The organism is Mesorhizobium helmanticense (assembly GCF_003034915.1).
Classification (GTDB): Bacteria; Pseudomonadota; Alphaproteobacteria; order Rhizobiales; family Rhizobiaceae; genus Mesorhizobium; species Mesorhizobium helmanticense.
Map to the genome: position 1 here is coordinate 1 of NZ_PZJX01000050.1, position 21,223 is coordinate 21,223.

A 21,223-nucleotide genomic window follows, 5' to 3' on the forward strand; every position below is an offset into this window, starting at 1 on the left:
CGGCGACGTGGGTTCGTTCGACGGTGCGACGTCCGCCGATGTTGAGGACGGCGGCAGCAACGACACCTACTTCAAGCATGCCCGCCTCTCGCTGAAGACCTGGACCGGCCAGGAAACCGAGCTCGGCACCTTGAAGACCTACACCGAGACCCGCTTCAACTTCCAGAACAACAACCGTGATGCGGGCTTCTACGGTGATGTCAATCCTGCCGGCAACGGCACCGTTTCGCTGAACTTCGCCTGGATCCAGCTCGGTGGTCTCCGCGTTGGTAAGGACGAATCGGCCTTCGATACGTTCATCGGCTACGCCGGCAACGTCATCAACGATACGCTGGTTCCTTACGGTGGTTTCGACACCAACGTCGTCCAGTACTACTTCGACGCCGGCAACGGCTTCTCGGCTGTTGTCTCTCTCGAAGAAGGCTCGGGCGGCGGCGTGGTAGATCCTATCACCGGCGCAGGCGTCTACGGCGTCGGCACGATCGACAGCTACGTTCCGCATATCGTCGGCGGCGTGAAGTGGACGCAGGGTTGGGGCGCCATCACCGGTGTCATCGCCTATGACAGCAACTATGAAGAAGTGTCCGGCAAGGTTCGTTTGGACGTGACTGTCAACGATGCAATTTCGCTGTTCATCATGGGCGGCTACGGCACCGATGACAACCTGACGGACCCGACCTATGCGTTCCCGGCCGGCGGTCGCGGCTTCTACAAGCCGTGGGATGGCAACTGGGCGTTTTGGGGTGGTGGCACCTACAAGTTCAACGAGAAGACCTCGTTCAACACCCAGATCTCTTATGACGAAGGTGAAAACCTCGGCATCGCGGCGAACATCGCCTACGATGTTGTCCCCGGCCTCACGATCACGGCCGAAGTCGACTACGTCAATGCAGGCAGCATCGACAGTACCGATGGCCTGAACCACAACTGGACCGGTATTACTGATGGCGACGACGCCATCGGCGGCATGCTCCGCTTCCAGCGCTCGTTCTAAGGGCTGGCTTTAATACAGGTGAATACCAGCCCGGGCGCTTCAACGCCCGGGCTGTTTTTGTCTCGTGACTGGACCAAGGCAAACAGAAGGAACAGGGGGTAACGGTGGCTGAATAGGTCCGTGGGATGATTTCGTGGGATCCGTCGATGGGCGGATGAAATCACGACTGCGTGATCAAAACTCTTGAAAGGGCGCTTCCAAGCGGATAGGTGTGAATCCCATCCACTCGGGGGTGTGGCGAATGATGACGACCGAAGCGATTCAAGAGGAAGAACCCTCTGATCATTTTTCGATGTTTTCTTCTCAAATCTCCAAGATAAAATACAGTTACAACAAGATACGGGAAGTAAAGTCGTACAGGGTCGGAGAGCTGTTTTCAGCATACCGGGACATACTTTGGGATGACGGGCGGCATAAATACAATGTCAGCTCGTTTATCGGCGAAATCGATGAGATTCTCCTCGGGGAGCGTTTCAGCGCTTTTGACCAGGGCACCCTGGACAATCTAATCGGCACCTTGCGCCAGCGCGGCAACAGCAACGCAACCATCAACCGAAAGATGGCTGCCCTCAGCAAACTGCTGCGCAAGGCTCATAAGATGGGAGATATCCACAGCCTGCCCGAGTTCCGCCGCCAGAAGGAGCGGGCGGGACGGATTCGTTTCCTGGAAAGGGACGAAGAGGCCAGGCTGTTCGCCGCCATCAAGAGCCGCAGCGAGGATGCCTACCGGCTCTCCGTTTTTCTCGTCGACACCGGCTGCCGTCTCGGCGAGGCACTCGGCTTGATCTGGAACGATATCCAGGAGCATCGCGTCAGTTTCTGGATCACCAAATCCGGCCGCAGCCGCACCATTCCGATGACTGAACGGGTGAAAGAGGTGATCAAACTGCCGCCCACCGAGGGCCGTCGGCCCAAGGGTCCGTTCACCAAGCTCAGCCAGGCGCAGTTTCGCGCCATCTGGAACGATGCCAAAGCCGAGGTTGGTCTTGGCGCCGACGATCAGGTGGTGCCGCACATCTTGCGTCACACCTGCGCCTCGCGTCTTGTCCAGGGCGGCATCGACATCCGGCGCGTGCAGATGTGGCTCGGCCACCAGACACTTTCGATGACCATGCGTTACGCGCATCTTGCCACCAACGATCTCGATGGTTGCGTCACCGTGCTGGAAACGCCTCGCAGCGGGGCGGCGGCTGGGAGTGCTGAAGGCTCTGTGTTTTCGTCCCCATTGATGACGGCGCCTTCCGCATCGCCGAGCAAGCAGAAGGCGGAGCCGGCGGCCGCAAAGGCACCGAGGAAAAGCTCGAAAGCCAAGTAATCCCTGGCCATTTTCTATACTGCTGTAACCACCCCAAGGCCGATCAGGTCTTGGGGTTTACTTCAACTGAACTTGAGCTCCGCTCGATCGAGAAAAGTCGCGATGGCGCCGGGCAGGCCGCCGGTCTCGAGGAAAGGCGCGTGGCCCTGGCCTTCGACCGTGATCGTCTCGATATCGCGATGCCGCTTTCGCATCTGTTCGAGCGTCTCGACCGAAAGCAGCTTTGAATTGGCGCCGCGTATGGCAAGCAGCGGTATCGCCGCCAGCGCTTCGAATTGCGGCCACAGGTCGGGAAGCGGCTGGGTGAGGTCGAGACCTGCCAGCGCCTCGATCAGTCGAGGGTCGAAATCCGGCATCAGCCCTTCCTCCGTCTCGCGGTAGAGCGCCGACACCATCCGCTCCCAATCCGCAGCGGTCAGGGCAGGAAAATCGCTGCCATGCGCATCGCGCTGGGCATTGATCGCCTCGGCACGGGTTTTCGGCTTCGGCAAGGGGTCGAGATAGGACCGGATATGAGCAAGGCCTTCAGCCTCGACCACCGGACCGATGTCGTTGAGAACAATGGCTTTCAGCACGGAAGGCTTCATCGCGCCGAGCACATGGATGATCAGCCCGCCGCGCGACGTGCCGATAAAGGCCGCTTCCTCGATCCCCAGCGTCGTCAGCCCGGCGAGGATATCGCCGGCTTCGATGCCGACATTGTAGTGGCTGACATCGGGGTCGTAGGCCGACTGTCCGCGGCCGCGATAGTCGAAAGCGACAACCTTTCTCGCCGCCCGCCCCGACAGATGCAGCGCCAGTTCGTGGAAATCGCGGCAGTTGCGGGTCAGGCCCGGCAGGCAGACGACCGGCCAATGGCCGGAATTTGCTTCGCCGTAGATGCGGGCGTGAAGTTTCAGCCCGTCCGATGCGGCGTAGAAGAAATCGGGAAAGCCTTCGCTTGTCATGGTATTCCTTGCCTCGTCCGGGTCGTTTCCGACAGCTACAGGTGAGGACGAGACAAGCTTCCCCTTCTCCCCTTGTGGGAGAAGGTGGCCGAGCGAAGCTCGGTCGGATGAGGGGCGTTCCAGCTTGGCAACGACAGCGATCCGTCCAGCACCCCTCGACCGTCTCGGCGCTGCGCGCCGATCCACCTTCTCCCACAAGGGGAGAAGGAAAGGAATGCTTCACCCCCGCCCGTTCACCATATCTCCCACAATATCGTACTTGCCGGAAATACGCATCTTGTAGACCTCGTAATTCTCCATCACGCGCTGGACGTAACTTCTTGTTTCCGTGTAGGGAATCCGTTCGATCCAGTCGACGACGGCATCCACGTCCTTGCCGCGCGGGTCGCCGTACTTTGCCACCCACTGGGCGGCGCGGTTGGGACCGGCATTATAGCCGGCGAAGGTCAGCACATAGGAGCCGTTGAAGCGGCCGAGCTGTTCGCCGAGGAAGGCGGCGCCCAGCGTCGCATTGTAGCCGGCATCGGTGGTCAGCCGCGCCTGAGAGAAGGCCATGCCGGCCTTCTTCGCCAATTGCCTGGCGGTCCCCGGCATGAGCTGCAAGAGCCCGCGCGCGCCGGCGCTGGACACCGCGCCGATGTTGAATTCGCTTTCCTGGCGGGCGATGGCATAGGCCAGCGCCTTGCCGGAGCCGGAAATGTTGGCGGTATCGGGAATGACGCCGAGCGGATGCGACAGCGCGCCGACGTCGATGCCGCGCGCCCCGGCGATCTTGCCGACTTTCAGCGCCAGGAAATGATTGCCCTGCTTTTCCGCCATCACGGCGAGCAGCGCCAGTTCTCCCGGACTGGTCAATTGCCCGGCAAGGTCGCGGTAAAGCGTATCGGCATAGCGCTCGTAGCCTGCCTCCTGCAGCCGCTTGATGGCGCTGACGGCCTCACGGCCGGCGAAATTGCGGCGGTCTACGGCGCTGGGCGAGGGATAGGCGATGTTGAGGGCCTGCCGGCCGACACGCTCGCCGGCGAGCTGGCCGTAGAAGGTGGTGCCGTATGTGGCGGCGCGGGCGAAATAATCCTTGGCGCTGCCGGGGCCGCCGGCTTCGGCGGCGCGGCCGAGCCAGTAATAGGCGCGCGACAGCGACATCGGCCCCTGGGCGAGATCCGCGATCCGCGCAAAATGCTTGGCGGCGGTGTCGGGGTCGTTGAGGCCGCGCAGCGCATACCAGCCGGCATGGAACTCAGCTTCCGCCGCGTTTGTGGCGCTTTCGGCGGCGTGTGACGCGACGATCTTGTAAGCGGTCTTCATGTCGCCCTGGTCGACCAGCTCGCGCGACAGCACCCGGCGCTCGACCCACCACGCGTCCGGGTCGACCAGCGCGTCGCGGTCAGCGGGCGCCCGCATCACAACCGCGGCGGCGTCGGAAAACTTCTCCTGCTTGCGCAGATATTCGGCCTCGGCAAAGAGATAGCCGGCAGCGCGCTGCGCCGTCGGCACCGCCTTCAGCAGCTTGGCGGCGTTCTTGTCGCCCCTGGATACCGCCGCCCAGGCGTCGGCCAGCGGCTGGGTGCCCGACAGGGGCGCGACCCGCAGCGCCGAATTGACCCGGTCGGCATAAAACATGCGCTCCATGCGGAAACGATGGTCGGCAGCCGGGATGAGCTTGCCGAACTCCCTGATGATATTGGCTTCGTCCCTGGCTTCGAGCTTTTCAGTGCGCCAGAACGGCGAGAGCACCGAGAGCGCGGCCTTGGCGTTGCCCAGCGCCACGTAGGAGCGAACCAGGATCACCACGCCCTCTGGTGTCCGCGGCTGGCTGCCGCCAAAGGCCTGGACCACGACTTGAGGGGCGGGGTTCTCGCGGTAGAGCGCGCGCTCGCTGTTTTCGCGCAAGGCCATCGTGCCTGGCCAGGTCGGCAGCATCCTGGCGGCATCGGCAATGTCGCCGCTCGGCACCTGATCGCCACCATAGAGCGCGATCGCCCAGGCAAGGATATGCCGGTCGAGCGAATTGGCCGGCAGGCTCTCGCGCACCTGGCGCGCGCGGGCAATGTCGTTGGCCGCCAGTGCATCGAGGCCGCTCTTCAACCTGGCGATACCGGCCGATGGCAAGGAATCTGGCCTGTGTTGCAGGTTCGGCATCGGGATGGCCGACGTGACCTGCACATCGACGTTGCTGCCGACGGCCACGCCCGGCACCAGCATGGCAGCGACGCCAAGCAGAGCGAAAAGGTGAGGCCGTCCGGTCGGCATGGTTTGCGTCATTCCTGTCCTTGCACGGACCAAAAGGCACAGATGTTCTGAAGCCTAGTCGCCCGTGGTGAAGAGCACGTAAACAAAAGCTTATCGAGGTCGTTCAAATTGCGCTTGCTGGTTCTTGTTTATGCATGTCGTTATCCCCAAAATCGGTTTCCACTTTTGGGGTGACATGCATTGACGCCATGCTTGCCGCGCAACAATGTCGAGACTATGGTGCGCCGCTTCGCTTTCGGCTAGAAGGCGCGCGACAATAAATACCAAGAACCAGAAAAGTCCCAAGGAGTTGGACGACATGCTGAGAGGCTCGCTCACCGCGCTCGTGACACCGTTCGAAAAGAGCGGCCGTTTCGACGAGAAAGCCTTCCGTGCGTTCATCGAATGGCAACTCGGCGAGGGCACCACGGGCCTCGTCCCGGTTGGCACGACAGGCGAGTCGCCGACGCTGTCGCATGATGAGCATCGCCAAGTCGTCAAGGTCTGCATCGAGGTGGCCAAGGGCCGTGTTCCCGTCGTTGCAGGCGCCGGCTCCAACAACACCGAAGAGGCGGTCGGTCTGGTCCAGTATGCCGAGAAGGCCGGCGCCGACGCAGTACTCGTCGTCACGCCCTATTACAACAGGCCGACACAGCGCGGTCTCTATGCGCATTTCGCCGCCGTCGCGAAGGCGACGAAGCTACCGATCATCATCTACAACATCCCGCCGCGTTCTGTGGTCGACATGACGCCCGAGACGATGGGCCGGCTGGCCCACGACTTCAAGAATATCGTCGGCGTCAAGGACGCCACCGGCAAGGTCGAGCGGGTTTCCGAACAGCGCGCCACCTGCGGCAAGGATTTCATCCAGCTTTCGGGCGAGGATGCCTCGGCGCTCGGCTTCAATGCGCATGGCGGCGTCGGCTGCATCTCGGTGACGTCGAACGTCGCGCCCAGGCTCTGCGCCGAATTCCAGGAGGCGACGCTTTCCGGCGACAGCGCCAAGGCGCTGGACTTGCAGGACCGCCTGCTGCCGCTGCACAAGGCGATCTTCCTGGAACCCGGTGTGTCGGGCGCGAAATACGCGCTGTCGAAGCTAGGCAAGGTCGAGAATGTGCTGCGTTTGCCGCTGATGACGGTCGAGTCCTCGACCGCCGAGAAGATCGATGCGGCGATGAAGCACGCCGGCTTGATTAACTAGGGATGAGGCGCCACCTCTCCGTATCATGAATCAAGTCAGAAAAGCCGATCCCAACAACAAGACCGTTGCGGAAAACCGCAAGGCGCGGTTTTCCTATGAGGTGCTCGACACGATCGAGGCCGGCCTGGTGCTGACCGGCACCGAGGTCAAGTCGCTGCGCCAAGGGCAAGCCAACATCCAGGACAGCTACGCCTCGGTCGAAGGCGGCGAGATCTGGCTGATCAACTCCTATCTGCCCGAATATCTGCAGGCCAACCGCTTCAACCACGAGCCGCGTCGACGCCGCAAGCTGCTGCTCAACAAGCGCGAGATGGCGAAACTGTCGCAGAGTGTCGACCGCGAAGGCATGACGCTGGTGCCGCTGAAAATCTATTTCAACGACCAGGGCCGCGCCAAACTCTTGCTCGCCGTCGGCCGCGGCAAGAAGCTGCACGACAAGCGCGAGACCGAGAAACAGCGTGACTGGTCGCGTGAGAAGGGCCGGCTTCTAAAAGAGCGTGGCTAAGCTTGAAGAGCCGGATCCTCCTCTGGGGCACGGCTGGCCTGGTTTTTGCCGGTCTCGTCGCGGCCGGCGGCCTTTTCTATTTCCATACGTTCTCGCCGGACCGTGACAGATTTCCGGTCAGGGGCATCGACGTTTCCCACCATCAGGGCAAGATCGACTGGCAGCGTGTTGCCGCCGACGATGTCGCCTTCGCCGTCATCAAGGCGACCGAAGGCGGCGACCATGTCGACGATGCCTTCGCCACCAATCTGAGTGAGGCCCGCGCCGCCGGTCTTGCCGTCGGCGCCTATCATTTCTTCACCTTTTGCAGGCCGGGTGCCGATCAGGCGAGGAATTTCATCTCCATTGTGCCGCGCGATCAACCTCTGCTGCCGCCGGTGGTGGATGTCGAATTCGGCGGTAATTGCCCGCAGCGGCCGTCGCCTGAGCAGTTGCAGGCCGAGCTCTCGGCATTTCTCGGCCCGGTCGAGGCAGCGTTCGGCAAGACGGCGATCGTCTATGTGACGGACGAGGCCGCCAGGATCTATGCCGAACAGATCGCCGCCCGCCCGCACTGGCGTCGTTCGCTGGCGCTGCGGCCAAGCCACGACAACTGGATCTATTGGCAGTACCACGACAAAGGCCGCGTCGACGGCATCGTCGGCGACGTCGACCTGAATGTCCTGCAGGGCGGACCGGAGAAATTGGCCGAGCTTTTTGCCGCGACGCCTTCCGACTCTATTCCTGCAGAAACGCCGCGATCTCCTTGAACAGGTTGAGGAACATCTCTGCTGTCGAAACGCCGATTGTAGCGCGAGGGTGACTGGAATCCTGCGCTCACGCCGCGGCTTGTGACGCCTGCGGGCCGAGCATCACATTCGCATCGCCCCAGGCCTTGAGCGCTGTGATTACCGGCTCCAGGCTCCTGCCGCGCGGCGTCAGGCTGTATTCCACCTTCGGCGGCACCTCGGCATAGACTTTGCGGGCGATGAGCCTATCGGCTTCCAACTCGCGAAGCTGGTTGGTCAGCATGCGCTGTGTGCAGTTCGGAATGCGTCGGCGTATCTCGTTGAAGCGCAGCGTGCCTTCGAACAGATGGTAGAGCACGACGCCTTTCCACTTCCCGTCGATGTAGCGGAGCGTGCCCTCCACGGTGCAGCCGGGGCTGCAGTCGAATCGCTCATGGCGAATGCGCGGCATGACGGTATCCTTTTCAACACTATGTGCATTATATGTGCATTCTTGCGCTTGACGCGCATAATCCGCATCTCTGCCCTAGACATCGCTCAACAGCAATCGCGGAGATCAGAATGCGCGCCGTCGGCTATCAAATCCCAGCCCCCATCACCGATGAGTCGTCCCTCGTCGATATCGACTTGCCCAAGCCAGAGCCGAAAGGCCGTCAACTGCTGGTCGAGGTGAAGGCGATCTCGGTCAATCCGGTCGACACCAAGATCCGGAAAAGCGCCAAACCCGAAGCCGGAAGCTGGCGCGTGCTTGGTTGGGACGCTGCCGGCCGGGTGGTCGCCACGGGTCCGGATGCCAACCTGTTCAAACCCGGAGACGACGTCTTCTATTCCGGTGCGCTGGCGCCGCAAGGCACCAATGCCGAGTTCCACCTCGTCGATGAGCGCCTTGTCGGCCGCAAGCCCGGCTCGCTCGACTATGCGCCAGCGGCGGCGCTGCCGCTGACGGCAATTACCGCCTTTGAGGCGCTGTTCGATCGCCTTGACGTGAAGAAGCCGGTCGTAGGCGCCGCGAATGCCATCGTGATCATCGGCGGTGCAGGCGGTGTCGGTTCAATTGCGGTCCAGCTTGCGCGCCAGCTGACCGACCTGACCGTGATCGCCACCGCATCGAGGCCTGAAACGCGTGACTGGGTGCTTGGGCTTGGCGCCCATCACGTCGTCAATCATTCCAGGCCGCTCGCTGCAGAAGTCGCAGCCCTCGGCACCGGCGCACCGGCCTTCGTGTTCTCTACGACCAACACTGACAAACACCTGGCCGAAATCGCCGAATTGATCGCACCGCAGGGCCGTTTCGGGTTGATCGACGACCCCCAGACGCTCGACATCAATCCGTTCAAGCGCAAGAGCGTTTCGGTCCATTGGGAACTGATGTTCACCCGCTCGCTGTTCGAGACGCAGGATATGGCCGCGCAGGGCGAGCATCTGAACGAATTGGCACGGCTTGTCGACGCCGGCACTATCCGCACCACATTGAGCGAGACGTTCGGTCGTATCAATGCCGCCAATCTGAAGCGCGCCCATGCGCTGATCGAGACCGGCAAGGCCAAGGGCAAGATCGTGCTGGAAGGCTTCTGACAGCGTTCGACTCTACGCCTGCAGAAACGCCGCTATCTCCCTGAACACATTGACGAACATCGCTTCGGTCAAAACACCGGTATTGGTGTTGTAGCGTGAGCAGTGATAGCTGGAAAATAGCGCAATGCCGCCGATTTGCTGCTGTCCGCCGTGCTTGAAGGGATGGGCGGCGACACGCCCGCCCAGCGCCCGCACGGTCGACTGGTGGGCGATCGAGCCCAGCGCCAGCACGGCGCGCAGATTGGGAAACCGCGCAATCGTCGGCACCAGAAACGTCCGGCAGGTGGCGATCTCGGCGCCCACCGGCTTGTTCTCCGGCGGCACGCAGCGCACCGCATTGGTGATCGCCGTCTGGACAAGCTCCAGCCCGTCGTCGGGTCGCGCCTTGAATTCGCCGCGCGCCAGACCGTGCGCGATCAGCGTGCCGTAGAGCAGGTCGCCGGCATAGTCGCCGGTGAAGGGACGCCCGGTTCGGTTGGCGCCGCGCAGGCCGGGCGCCAGCCCGACGATCAACAGCCGCACCGCATCCTCGCCCCCGGGCGGCAGGAAAGTCGGCACCGGCGCGTTGAACCAGGATGGTTCGCGTCGCCGCCATTCGGCAATGAAATCGTGCAGCCGCGGGCAAAGCGGGCAATTGCGGTCGGGTTCTGGGGAGGCGACCAAGGAAGCGGGGGCAGTCAAGGCTGCCGCCGTCAAAAGTCGTCCTCGTCGACCTCGGCCGGCTCGGGCCGGCGCACCGGCCTTTCGGACGGATCGCGGCCCACATCGTTCTTCAGCGTCATCAGATCGATGAAATGGTCGGCCTGGCGGCGCAGATCGTCGGAGATCATCGGCGGCTGCGAGGCCATGGTCGAGACGATCGACACCTTGCGGCCGCGCCGCTGCAGCGCCTCGACCAGCGTGCGGAAATCGCCATCGCCGGAAAAGATGACATAGTGGTCGACGACATCGGCGAGCTCCAGTGCATCGACCGTCAGTTCGATGTCCATATTGCCCTTGATCTTGCGGCGGCCGGTCGAGTCGGTGAATTCCTTGGCCGGCTTGGTCACCACCTTGAAGCCATTATAGTCGAGCCAGTCGATCAGCGGCCGGATCGAGGAATATTCCTGATCCTCGACCAGCGCCGTGTAATAGTAGGCGCGCAGCAGGTAGCCGCGCTTCTGGAAGCTCGACAAAAGCTTGCGGTAATCGATGTCGAAGCCGAGCGCGCGAGACGTGGCGTAGAGATTGGCGCCGTCGATGAAAAGGGCGATTTTCTCACGAGGATCGAACATGGAAATATCCTTTTTCGAAATAAACGGTCGTCTAAATGCGTGAGTGACTATCGGTCCGCCCTTAATAAACCGGCTGACCTCTCATCGTTCGAGATAACGCCAGTTTTGCGGCAATCCAAGGGTGCGGTGCTGTACTGCAAGCAATTGTGATCGGACGCCGGATCGTCGCTGGCTGTCGGCGCCCCGAATCACGGTGTTGAATCCCGGCATTGGCCCGGCCCGGCCCCATATTGCCATGAAGCTTGTATTTTGGCGGCGTTCGGGTTATGGACCGCGCCTGTTTTCCATCAAATCCATCGCATGAAAGGGGCAATCCATGGCCCGCGTAACCGTTGAAGATTGCATCGACAAGGTCGACAACCGCTTCGAGCTGGTGCTGCTCGCCGGTCATCGTGCCCGTCAGATCAGCCAGGGCGCGCCGATCACCGTTCCTCGCGACAACGACAAGAACCCGGTCATCGCGCTGCGCGAGATCGCAGACGAGACGCTGTCGCCCGACGATCTCAAGGAAGATCTGATCCACTCGCTGCAGAAGCATGTCGAGGTCGATGAGCCGGAAGCCGACGGCGAGGCGATCGCCGACCAGACCGGCACCGCCGTTGCAGCAGCCGACGCCGACGACGCCGAGGACAACATCGCTTTCGACCGCATGACCGAGGAAGACCTGCTGGCCGGCATCGAAGGCCTGGTGCCGCCGGAAAAAAGCGACGACTATTGAGCCTTGGCATAGCTGCCGACACTTTCGTATCGGCAGTTTCGTGGCTATCTATGACATGCGCCGCATTCCTGTGCGGCGCATGATTCATTTCAGCACCGCGAGATCCCGCCCATGATGCGTCAGTATGAGCTTGTCGAGCGCGTCCAGCGCTACAAGCCTGACGTCAACGAGGCGTTGCTCAACAAGGCCTATGTCTATGCCATGCAGAAGCATGGCCACCAGAAGCGCGCCTCCGGCGATCCCTATTTCTCGCATCCGCTCGAAGTCGCCGCCATCCTCACCGAAATGCACATGGACGAGGCGACCATTGCGGTTGCCCTGCTGCACGATACGATCGAGGACACCACGGCGACGCGGGCCGAGATCGATGAGCTCTTCGGCCCGGAAATGGGCAAGCTGGTCGAGGGCCTGACCAAGCTGAAGAAGCTCGATCTCGTCTCCAAGAAGGCCGAGCAGGCGGAAAACCTGCGCAAGCTCCTGCTGGCGATCTCGGAAGATGTGCGCGTGCTTCTGGTCAAGCTTGCCGACCGTTTGCACAATATGCGTACCCTCGACCATGTGCCGGAGGCCAAGCGCCTGCGCATCGCCGAGGAGACGATGGATATCTATGCGCCGCTGGCCGGGCGCATGGGCATGCAAGGCATGCGCGAGGAGCTGGAGGAGATTGCCTTCCGTTACATCAATGCGGAAGCCTATCGCGCCGTCACGGCCCGGCTGGCAGAGATATTCGAGCGCAACAAGGGGGTGCTCTCCGAGATCGAGAAGTCGCTCTCCACGCTGTTCGACAAATATGCGATCAAGGCCGAGGTCAAGAGCCGCCAGAAAAAGCCGTGGTCGGTGTTCCGCAAGATGGAGGCCAAGGCGCTGTCTTTCGAGCAGCTCTCCGACATCTTCGGCTTCCGCGTCGTCGTCGAGACGGTCGAAGATTGCTATCGGGCGCTCGGCGCCATTCACATCACCTGGTCGATGGTGCCCGGCCGCTTCAAGGATTACATCTCGACGCCGAAGCAGAACGACTATCGTTCGATCCACACCACCATCGTCGGGCCGTCGCGCCAGCGTGTCGAGTTGCAGATCCGTACCCAGCAGATGAACAAGATCGCCGAATACGGCGTTGCCGCGCATTCGATCTACAAGGATACCGGCGGCAAGGTGAACGGAACCGTCCATGCGATCTCGAAGGAGACCAACGCCTATGCCTGGCTGCGGCGCACCATCGAGCAGCTTGCCGAAGGCGACAATCCCGAGGATTTCCTCGAAAACACCAAGCTGGAGCTTTTCCAGGACCAGGTGTTCTGCTTCACCCCCAAGGGCATGCTGATCGCGCTGCCGCGAGGCGCCACGCCGATCGACTTCGCCTACGCCGTGCACACCGATGTCGGCGACACCTGCGTCGGCGCCAAGGTCAATGGCCGCATCATGCCGCTGATGACCGAACTGAAGAACGGCGACGAGGTCGAGATCATCCGCTCCAAGGCGCAGGTACCGCCTGCGGCCTGGGAATCGGTCGTCGTCACCGGCAAGGCGCGCTCGGCGATCCGCCGTGCCACCAAGAACGCTATCCGCAAGCAGTATTCGGGTCTCGGAATCCGCATTCTCGAACGTGCCTTCGAAAGGTCCGGCAAGACCTTCACCAAGGAAAGCTTGAAGTCGGTGCTGCACCGGCTGGCGCGCAAGGACATCGAGGATGTGTTGGCCTCGGTCGGCCGTGGCGAGCTTGCCTCCACCGATGTCATGAAGGCGGTATTCCCGGACTTCAAGGACGAACGCGTGACGCTGGCAGCACCCAAGCAGCGCGAGGAGGGCTGGTCGAAGATCCGCAACGCCGCCGGCATGTTGTTCCAGATCCCCGGCCGCGCCGCACGCAAGGACAAGAACCAGCCGCGCGACGGCGCCGTGCCGATTCGCGGTGTGCGCGGCGACCTGCCGGTGCGCTTCGCGCCGGAAGGTGCCGTGCCCGGCGACCGCATCGTCGGCATCATCCAGCCGGGAACCGGCATCACCATCTACCCGATCCAGTCGCCGGCGCTGCAGGCTTTCGACGACCAGCCCGAGCGCTGGATCGATGTGCGCTGGGACATAGACGAGCGCACCAAGGAGCGGTTTCCCGCACGCGTCTCGGTCACCGCCATCAATGCGCCGGGTTCGCTGGCCGACATCGCCCAGGTCGTTGCCTCGAATGACGCCAACATCCATACCTTGTCGATGGTGCGCACGGCGCCCGATTTCACCGAAATGCTGATCGATCTCGAAGTCTGGGATTTAAAACACCTGAACCGGCTGCTGTCGCAGCTCAAGGAAAATTCGAGCGTCAGCGATGCTCGGCGCGTGAATGGCTAGACCATGATCCCGAACCGAAGGTCCGCGCAGCGAAAAGTGGGAACCGGTTTTCGGACAAAAATCATGGTCAATAAAAAAGAGGCGCAGATGAACACCGATGAAGTTCTGGGCATTTTCCGCGAAGCCGGCGCCGTTCTCGAAGGGCATTTCATCCTGACGTCGGGGTTGCGGAGCCCGGTCTTCCTGCAGAAGGCCCGCGTCTTCATGCATGCCGACAAGACCGAGCGCCTGTGCAAGGCGCTGGCCGAAAAGATCCGCGCCGCCGTGCCAGGTCCGATCGACTATGTCGTCGGTCCGGCGATCGGCGGGCTGATCCCGGCCTATGAAACCTCGCGCCATCTTGGCGCGCCGGCAATCTGGGTCGAGCGGGAAGGGGGCGAGTTCAGGCTCCGCCGCTTCGAGATCGCCAAGGGGTCGCGCGTCGTCATCGTCGAGGACATCGTCACCACCGGCCTGTCGATCCGCGAGACCATCGACTGCCTGCGTGCGCTCGGCGCCGAGGTCGTTGCCGCCGCCTGCATCATCGACCGCTCGGCCGGCAAGACCGATGTCGGTGTGCCGCTGATCGCGCTCGCCGAATATGAGGTTCCAGCCTATCCGGCCGACAGGCTGCCCCCCGAACTCGCCGCCATACCGGCCATCAAGCCCGGCAGCCGCAATATCTGATGCCGCCATGCATGAAAACAAGCACTTGAGCGCGTCGCTTGAATCTCTTCGGGAGCGGTGCGCGCCGACCGCGGCGCCGTCGTGATCGCCGGGATCGACCATTTCGTGCTGACGGTCTGTTCGGTGGACGACGCCTGTGACTTCTACCAGCGTGTGCTTGGCATGAAGCGCCACGACGAGCCGAACCGGCCGACGGCGCTGCTGTTTGGATTGCAAAAGATCAATCTGCATGAGGTCGGGCGCACCTTCGAGCCGAAGGCCAAGGCGTCGACGCCGGGTTCAGGCGATTTCTGCCTGGTCGCCGCAAGGCCGCTTGCCGAAATCTGCGCCAGCCTCGCCGCCAACAACGTTGCCATTGAAGTCGGGCCGGTCGAGCGAATCGGTGCCCGTGGTCCGATGATGTCGGTCTATTTCCGCGACCCGGACGGCAATCTGGTCGAGGTCAGCGACTACGGATTTTGATCGCTACGGATTGCCTCTGATTTCCACGGCGCCTGTGCCTCCTCAAATCCGCCGCGATTGTACCATCCTCGAAGCGGCGAAACACCGGCGCAGACAACGCCGGTACAGACAAGGGGCTACATGCAACTTCGGTTGTTCGGCGGACGCTGTATCGCTATATCAAAGTCGTTGTTGCCTTTCGATGACCGCAAAGCGCAAGATGTGGACGTCGAGCCCTTGGCCCGCGATGGTCGAGCGTAGTGAACCGGGAACTGGAACAGAGTGCTTTTTCGACGCCGCAAGCCTGATGGTGTTTTCGATCGCGTGCGTACCTATCTGTGGCCGCGCCGCTCGTTTTCGCGCTCGCTGCGGTATTTTTCCAAGCGCATCCTGCGGCTGAAAGCCACTCCGCATGCCGTGGCGGCCGGCGTCGCGGCGGGCGTTTTCGCCTCGTTCTTTCCGCTCGGCTTTCACTTCATCATCGCCTTTGCAGTCTCATGGGTGATAGCAGGCAATCTGGTGGCGGCGGCACTCGGTACCGCACTTGGCAATCCGCTGACCTTCCCGCTGTTGTGGGGCGCTTCCTGGGAGACCGGCAAGCTGATCCTGCACGAGCGCCTGCCGGCGCATGGGCCGCCCGCGCATCTCGGCGACATGCTGCACAACCTTGCCTTTTCGCAATTGTGGGGACCGATACTGAAGCCGATGACGATCGGCGCGGTGCCGCTTGGCCTGATCTTCGGGCTTATATTCTACGGCATCACGCGCTGGGGCATGGCCACCTTCCGCGAGCAGCGGCGCAAGCGCCTGGCCGACAGAGCCGGCAGGACCGGGCGGGAAGTTCCCGCGGAATGATCATCGGCATCGGCAGCGACCTGATCGATATCAGACGCATCGAAAAATCGCTGGAACGCCATGGCCAGCGCTTCATCCAGCGCATCTACACCGCGGTTGAACAGGCCCGTTCCGAAAACCGCGGCGCCCGCGCTGCCTCCTATGCCAAGCGCTTCGCCGCCAAGGAGGCCTGCGCCAAGGCGCTGGGCAGCGGCATCGCGCAAGGCGTGTTCTGGCGCGACATGGGCGTCGTCAACCTGGCCAGTGGCAAGCCGACCATGGCGCTGACCGGCGGGGCTGCCGATCGGCTGGCCAAAATCCTGCCTGCGGGGCACACAGCGGCAATCCACCTCACCATCACCGACGAATTTCCGCTTGCTCAAGCCTTTGTGATCATCGAGGCGTTGCCGGTCGAACAAGCGCCACATTGATTGCATCTGACCACCGGCATGACGTTGCCCAGCGCGCGCCGAGACTCTATACCAACCAACGCACAATCGAGGACGACATGAGCGTGGCTGAAAAATCCCAGAAGAAATCCGGCGGGCTTGGCGAAACCGTCAGCGTCATCGTCCAGGCGCTTTTGCTCGCGCTTGTCATCCGCACGCTCCTGTTCCAGCCGTTCTCGATCCCCTCCGGGTCGATGCGGCCGACCTTGCTCGAGGGGGACTATCTCTTCGTCACCAAATGGTCCTACGGCTTTTCCCGGTATTCGCTGCCGTTCGGGCCGAACATCTTTTCTGGCCGCATCTGGGGCGCCGAGCCGAAGCGCGGCGACGTGGTGGTGTTCAAGTTCCCGCCGGACCCTTCCATCGACTACATCAAGCGCGTCGTCGGCCTGCCGGGCGACAAGATCCAGGTCAAGGACGGCCAGCTCTTCATCAATGGCGTCGGCGTGCCGCGCCAGAAGGTCGGCCAGATCGACAATCGCGACATCACCGAGGAGAACGGACCGGTCGACGTCTATCGCGAGACCCTGCCGAACGGCGTCAGCTATGACACGCTCGACCTGACGCCGAATTCGATCGGCGACAACACCCGTGTATTTGACGTGCCGCCCGGTCACTATTTCATGATGGGCGACAACCGCGACAACTCCGCCGACAGCCGCTTCACTGTCGGTTTCGTGCCGGACGAGAATTTGGTCGGCCGCGCCAACCTCATCTTCTTCTCGATCGCCGGCGGCGCCAGCCCGCTCGAAATCTGGAAGTGGCCGTCGCAGATGCGGGCGTCGCGCCTGTTCCACTTCGTCAACTGATGGCTTTGAAACGCCCGACTGGCGAAACATTGGCTGGTGTTGTCGAGGCCAGGACAGGGCATGCATTCAGGGACATGCGGCTGCTCGAGACTGCGCTGACCCATTCCAGCGCGGTCAAGGCGGTCAGGAACAATGAGCGTCTCGAGTTTCTCGGCGATCGGGTGCTTGGCCTCATCGTCGCCGATATGCTTTTCCAGCAGTTTCCCGACGCTCCTGAAGGAGAAATCGCACCGCGCTTCAACGCACTGGTCGATTCGCGCACATGCTCCGACATCGGCATTGAAATGGAGCTGGAAGATCTGGTTCGCGCCGACGCTGCCTTGAAGTCGCGGTCGCGGGGCTCGGGCGGCAATTATCTCGCCGATGCGGTCGAAGCCCTGATTGCGGCGATTTACGTCGATGGCGGCATCGATGCTGCTCGACGTTTCGTCATGCGTTACTGGGAGCCGCGCTCCAGCATGGTGGTCGTCAAGCCACCCAATCCCAAATCCGAATTGCAGGAATGGGTTGCCAAGACCAGCGATGCCCGTCCTGAATACGTGATCCAAAACCGCGAAGGGCCGGACCACCAGCCCGTTTTCACGGTTTCGGTGCGGGTTGACGGTTTTGCGCCGTCAAGTGGCACAGGCGGGTCGCGCAGGGCTGCCGAAGAGGCGGCGGCGTCGGCCTTCCTGCTTCGCGAAGGCGTCTGGTCTAACCAAGGGGGTGCGGCATGACCGCCACTGAAGACGCCGCCCCGCCTGCGGAAGCCGCCGCTACCCGTTCGGGTTTCGTCGCGCTGATCGGCGCGCCCAATGCCGGAAAATCGACGCTGGTCAATCAACTGGTTGGCGCCAAGGTGTCGATTGTCACCCACAAGGTGCAAACCACCCGCGCGATCGTGCGCGGCATCGCCACGCATGAGAACGCGCAAATCGTTTTTGTCGACACGCCCGGCATCTTCAAGCCGAAGCGGCGGCTGGACACGGCAATGGTGACCACAGCCTGGGGCGGCGCCAAGGATGCCGATGTCGTGCTGCTGCTGATCGACGCGGAACGCGGCATCAGGGGCGATGCCGAGGCCATCCTCGAACGGCTGAAGGACGTCCGCCAGCCAATGGTGCTGATCCTCAACAAGGTCGACCGGGTCAGACCCGAAGCGCTTTTGGCCCTGTCCGCGGCAGCGAATGAAAAAGTGCCCTTCAAGCGCACCTTCATGGTTTCGGCGCTGACCGGCTCGGGCTGCAAGGATTTGCTAGACTATCTCGCACAAGCCCTGCCGGCCGGCCCCTGGTATTATCCGGAGGACCAGATCTCAGATCTTCCGATGCGCCAGCTCGCGGCCGAGATCACCCGCGAGAAGCTGTATCTCAGGCTGCACCAGGAACTGCCCTATTCCTCGCATGTCGAAACCGAGAAATGGGAAGAAAAGAAGGACGGCTCGGTCCGCATCGAGCAGGTCATCTATGTCGAGCGCGACAGCCAGAAGAAGATCGTGCTCGGCCACAAGGGCGAGACGATCCGCGCCATAGGTCAGGCGGCGCGCATGGAGATAGCAGGCATCCTCGAGCAGAAGGTGCACCTCTTCCTGTTCGTCAAGGTGCGCGAGAACTGGGGCGACGACCCCGAGCGTTATCGCGAGATGGGGCTAGAGTTTCCGCATTAGGGTTCTATGGACGGCAAGCTGAATATCGATACAGCTCTCGTCAGCCGACTGGTCGCCACGCAATTCCCCCGGTGGAAGCACCTTGCGGTCAGGCCGGTTGAACCAGGCGGCTGGGACAACAGGACCTTTCACCTCGGCGACGAGATGCTCGTGCGGCTGCCGAGCGCTGCCGCCTATTCCCTGCAAGTCGAAAAGGAGCATCGCTGGTTGCCGAGGCTGGCACCGCTGCTGCCGCTGCCGATCCCGGTGCCCCTGGCGATGGGGATCCCGGCCGAGAGCTATCCCTGGCATTGGTCGATCTATCGCTGGATCGAAGGCGACACGGCGAAGCGCGAACGCATCGCCAGCCTGTCGCAATTCGCGGCCAGCCTGGCCGAGTTCCTGGTCGCCTTGCAACGGATCGATCCCACCGGCGGGCCGCCGCCCGGGCAACACAACTTTTTTCGCGGCGGACCGCTCAGCGTCTACGATGGCGAAACCAAAGAAGCCATTGCCGCCCTCGACGGCAGGATCGACGCCGAGGCTGCGAACGCGGTGTGGGAGGCAGCACTTGCCGCGCCGTGGCATGGCGCTCCCGTCTGGTTTCATGGCGACGTCAATTGGGGGAATCTGCTGGTGAGGCACGGCCGGCTGAGCGCCGTGATCGATTTCGGAACGTCGGGCGTCGGTGATCCCTCATGCGATCTGGCGATTGCGTGGACGCTGTTCGAAGGCAAGAGCCGGGAGACGTTCCGTGCCGGCGTTCCAGCCGATGAAGCCATGTGGGCGCGCGGCCGTGGCTGGACGCTGTGGAAGGCGCTGATCACGCTCGCCGGACACATCGACGTCAATCCGGTCGAAACTGAAAAGTCCCGACATGTGATCGACGAGGTGCTTGCCGACCACACGCGCGGGACGTGATGCCGTCGCAAATTGGCCTATCCACGCTGTCCGAGTGCAAGCAGCACGCCGCTGACAAGGTGCTCCACGTCGGACGGATTTTCAAACGGAACGCCTGTCCTCGCATAGTCGATCGGCGAGAAACCGGATCCGTCGGCGTTGATGAGCGCGGCATGGCGCCTCGCCGCCTCCATCTTGCCAAGCTGCGCGTAGCAGGCGGCAAGTCGTGTCCTGATCCACGGTGTTGGCCGTGTTGCCAGTTCCAGCGCCTCGGCAGCTGGCAGGTATTCGCCAAGCATATAGAGCGCGAGCGCGCGGTCGTATTGATACCAGTGCGGATGCAGCGGGTTGATGCGAATGGCGCGCGCCAGCCAGGCGAGGCCATCGAGCGGGCGGCCGCGCATCGTCAGCAGATGTCCCATCTGCTCGATACAATCGGCATCATTTGGATTGAGTTCGAGCGCGATCCGCAAATGATGCTCGGCTGCCTTATGGTCGCGCATGTTGAGCCGCACCAGCGACTGGATGCGGTGCGCAGTCGCCTGGTCGGGCGACAGTGCAATGCCGCGGTCTGCAAGATCGCGGGCTTTCTCAAGATCGGCCTCGCAGGTGGGCCCGAACTCGCTGTGCAGCACACGCGATAGTGCCAGATAGGTATAGGCGAGGCCGTAGGCCGGATCCTTGACGATCGCTGCCTCGAAGAACGCCGCCGCTCCTTTCAGGTCGCTTTGCGCCGGGTCGCGCAACAAGGCGACGCCGCGCAGCACCAACTCATAGGCGGCAAGGCTGGTAACCGGCCGACGCGAGGCGTGCTGCAGGCCGGCATTGTTCACCCGCACCACCAGCCGACCGACGATCTCCTCGACAATATCCTGTTGGATGGCGAGCAGCCCGGCGCCCTCGACCTGGTATCGATCGCCCCAGAGCTGGGTCGCACTGGTGGCATCGACGAGGTTGACTGCAACGACGAAGCCATTTGCCTGCCGTCGCACCGACCCCTCGACGAGATAGTCGGCGCCGATGCGCGAGCGGATCGCCGGCCACTCCGCGGGCGAGTGGGAGGCAAACGAAAAGCTCGAATTGCGCGCCAGGACCGTTATCGTGCCAAAGCGTGCCAGGCCATTGATAATGTCTTCAGCAAAGCCATCGACGATCGCTTCGTCAGCAGGACCGGTGCCGTCGTTACGAAATCTGAGCACCGCCACGATCGGCTGCGCACCGGCTTCGGGCACCGCTTCCGTCTCGGGCACCAGCATGTAGCCGCGCTTCGACACTGTTCGCACCAAGTCCTCGCCCAGCACTTTGCGGATTTCGCGGATCGACTGCGTCAGCGAATCCTCGGTGACGAAGACGCCGGGCCACACCGTGTCCATCAATTCCGACTTCGGCACCACGCGGCCGACGTTGCGGGCGAGATGCGTCAGCAATGCATAAGCCTTCGGCCGCAGGAAGGCCGGCTGATCGGCCCGGCTGAGCATGCCCTTGCCCAGGTCGAGCGTGAAACCGCCGAATTGAAATACCTGATCGGTGATCGAGGCCGTCATCAAAAGGCCCACTCCGTGGAAGCCATGCCGACATTGGGCTATGGCTGACGGGCTGGGTCAAGACCTCCGTTGTTTTGGTACGCCGATGAAACCGCAGCACCCGATTACGAGCGCCGCGATCATTTGCAAA

General features: G+C 62.3%; 22 protein-coding genes. 16 read left to right on the forward strand and 6 right to left on the reverse strand.

Features of this window, described 5'->3' with window-relative positions:
- On the forward strand, positions 1-994 hold a 994-nt coding region (locus tag C9427_RS26390), incomplete at its 5' end, for a porin (RefSeq protein WP_245437182.1).
- Between the two features lie 241 nt (positions 995-1,235).
- Positions 1,236-2,309, forward strand: a complete 1,074-nt coding sequence (locus C9427_RS26395) for a tyrosine-type recombinase/integrase (RefSeq protein ID WP_107652005.1) — start codon at positions 1,236-1,238, stop codon at positions 2,307-2,309.
- A 62-nt stretch (positions 2,310-2,371) separates the two neighbouring features.
- On the opposite strand, the gene C9427_RS26400 is transcribed toward C9427_RS26395, so the two are convergent.
- Together C9427_RS26400 and C9427_RS26405 are read right to left on the reverse strand one after the other, a co-directional pair.
- Complete coding sequence (locus C9427_RS26400) at positions 2,372-3,256, reverse strand: alpha/beta fold hydrolase (protein WP_107652006.1); 885 nt, start codon at positions 3,254-3,256, stop codon at positions 2,372-2,374.
- A gap of 219 nt (positions 3,257-3,475) precedes the next feature.
- On the reverse strand, positions 3,476-5,506 hold the full coding sequence (locus C9427_RS26405; RefSeq protein ID WP_107652163.1) for a lytic transglycosylase domain-containing protein: 2,031 nt from the start codon (positions 5,504-5,506) through the stop codon (positions 3,476-3,478).
- Between the two features lie 298 nt (positions 5,507-5,804).
- Between C9427_RS26405 and dapA the strand changes: the two genes are divergently transcribed.
- Genes dapA through C9427_RS26420 form a run of 3 tightly spaced genes read left to right on the forward strand, consistent with a single transcriptional unit; the run spans position 5,805 to position 7,940 of the window.
- Positions 5,805-6,686 (forward strand): 4-hydroxy-tetrahydrodipicolinate synthase, encoded by an 882-nt coding sequence (gene dapA / locus C9427_RS26410; RefSeq protein WP_107652007.1) that lies wholly within the window; start codon positions 5,805-5,807, stop codon positions 6,684-6,686.
- Between the two features lie 25 nt (positions 6,687-6,711).
- Positions 6,712-7,191, forward strand: coding sequence for an SsrA-binding protein SmpB (gene smpB / locus C9427_RS26415; RefSeq protein WP_006202221.1), 480 nt, complete (start codon positions 6,712-6,714; stop codon positions 7,189-7,191).
- Between the two features lie 2 nt (positions 7,192-7,193).
- The gene (locus C9427_RS26420; protein ID WP_107652008.1) at positions 7,194-7,940 is read left to right on the forward strand and encodes a glycoside hydrolase family 25 protein; all 747 of its coding nucleotides are present in this window, start codon (positions 7,194-7,196) and stop codon (positions 7,938-7,940) included.
- A 67-nt stretch (positions 7,941-8,007) separates the two neighbouring features.
- Here C9427_RS26420 and C9427_RS26425 read toward each other — a convergent pair whose 3' ends face one another.
- A complete protein-coding gene (locus C9427_RS26425; RefSeq protein ID WP_107652009.1) occupies positions 8,008-8,370 on the reverse strand; it encodes a winged helix-turn-helix transcriptional regulator in 363 nt (120 codons plus the stop codon).
- A 110-nt stretch (positions 8,371-8,480) separates the two neighbouring features.
- Between C9427_RS26425 and C9427_RS26430 the strand changes: the two genes are divergently transcribed.
- Positions 8,481-9,494 carry a zinc-binding alcohol dehydrogenase family protein gene (locus tag C9427_RS26430; protein WP_107652010.1) on the forward strand — a complete coding sequence of 338 codons (1,014 nt, stop codon included), beginning with the start codon at positions 8,481-8,483 and terminating at the stop codon, positions 9,492-9,494.
- A gap of 12 nt (positions 9,495-9,506) precedes the next feature.
- Here C9427_RS26430 and C9427_RS26435 read toward each other — a convergent pair whose 3' ends face one another.
- Both C9427_RS26435 and C9427_RS26440 read right to left on the reverse strand, forming a co-directional pair.
- Complete coding sequence (locus C9427_RS26435) at positions 9,507-10,190, reverse strand: uracil-DNA glycosylase (RefSeq protein WP_167434491.1); 684 nt, start codon at positions 10,188-10,190, stop codon at positions 9,507-9,509.
- Positions 10,187-10,768 (reverse strand): LabA-like NYN domain-containing protein, encoded by a 582-nt coding sequence (locus C9427_RS26440; RefSeq protein WP_006331197.1) that lies wholly within the window; start codon positions 10,766-10,768, stop codon positions 10,187-10,189. The genes C9427_RS26435 and C9427_RS26440 overlap by 4 nt, the downstream gene beginning before the upstream one ends.
- A gap of 316 nt (positions 10,769-11,084) precedes the next feature.
- Between C9427_RS26440 and rpoZ the strand changes: the two genes are divergently transcribed.
- From rpoZ to C9427_RS26490, 10 genes are all read left to right on the forward strand, one after another.
- Entirely contained in the window at positions 11,085-11,486 is a 402-nt protein-coding gene (gene rpoZ, locus C9427_RS26445) for a DNA-directed RNA polymerase subunit omega (RefSeq protein ID WP_107652012.1), read from the forward strand.
- 111 nt (positions 11,487-11,597) lie between these two features.
- Positions 11,598-13,826, forward strand: coding sequence for a RelA/SpoT family protein (locus tag C9427_RS26450; RefSeq protein ID WP_107652013.1), 2,229 nt, complete (start codon positions 11,598-11,600; stop codon positions 13,824-13,826).
- A gap of 87 nt (positions 13,827-13,913) precedes the next feature.
- Complete coding sequence (gene pyrE / locus C9427_RS26455; protein ID WP_107652164.1) at positions 13,914-14,492, forward strand: orotate phosphoribosyltransferase; 579 nt, start codon at positions 13,914-13,916, stop codon at positions 14,490-14,492.
- An 81-nt stretch (positions 14,493-14,573) separates the two neighbouring features.
- Entirely contained in the window at positions 14,574-14,954 is a 381-nt protein-coding gene (locus C9427_RS26460) for a VOC family protein (RefSeq protein ID WP_107652165.1), read from the forward strand.
- A gap of 261 nt (positions 14,955-15,215) precedes the next feature.
- Positions 15,216-15,788: a DUF2062 domain-containing protein gene (locus C9427_RS26465; RefSeq protein ID WP_107652014.1), complete on the forward strand. Its 573-nt coding sequence runs from the start codon at positions 15,216-15,218 to the stop codon at positions 15,786-15,788.
- Entirely contained in the window at positions 15,785-16,198 is a 414-nt protein-coding gene (gene acpS, locus C9427_RS26470) for a holo-ACP synthase (RefSeq protein ID WP_107652015.1), read from the forward strand. Before C9427_RS26465 ends, acpS begins: the two co-directional genes overlap by 4 nt.
- A 77-nt stretch (positions 16,199-16,275) precedes the next feature.
- Entirely contained in the window at positions 16,276-17,025 is a 750-nt protein-coding gene (gene lepB, locus C9427_RS26475; RefSeq protein WP_107652016.1) for a signal peptidase I, read from the forward strand.
- Complete coding sequence (rnc, locus tag C9427_RS26480; RefSeq protein ID WP_107652017.1) at positions 17,025-17,741, forward strand: ribonuclease III; 717 nt, start codon at positions 17,025-17,027, stop codon at positions 17,739-17,741. Before lepB ends, rnc begins: the two co-directional genes overlap by 1 nt.
- Positions 17,738-18,670 carry a GTPase Era gene (gene era / locus C9427_RS26485; RefSeq protein WP_107652018.1) on the forward strand — a complete coding sequence of 311 codons (933 nt, stop codon included), beginning with the start codon at positions 17,738-17,740 and terminating at the stop codon, positions 18,668-18,670. The genes rnc and era overlap by 4 nt, the downstream gene beginning before the upstream one ends.
- Positions 18,671-18,676: 6 nt before the next feature.
- Complete coding sequence (locus tag C9427_RS26490) at positions 18,677-19,570, forward strand: aminoglycoside phosphotransferase family protein (RefSeq protein WP_107652019.1); 894 nt, start codon at positions 18,677-18,679, stop codon at positions 19,568-19,570.
- Positions 19,571-19,587: 17 nt separating this feature from the next.
- Here the strand turns inward: C9427_RS26490 and C9427_RS26495 are convergent, their stop codons facing one another.
- The gene (locus C9427_RS26495; RefSeq protein ID WP_107652020.1) at positions 19,588-21,093 is read right to left on the reverse strand and encodes a winged helix-turn-helix domain-containing tetratricopeptide repeat protein; all 1,506 of its coding nucleotides are present in this window, start codon (positions 21,091-21,093) and stop codon (positions 19,588-19,590) included.
- Positions 21,094-21,223: the final 130 nt, after the last annotated feature.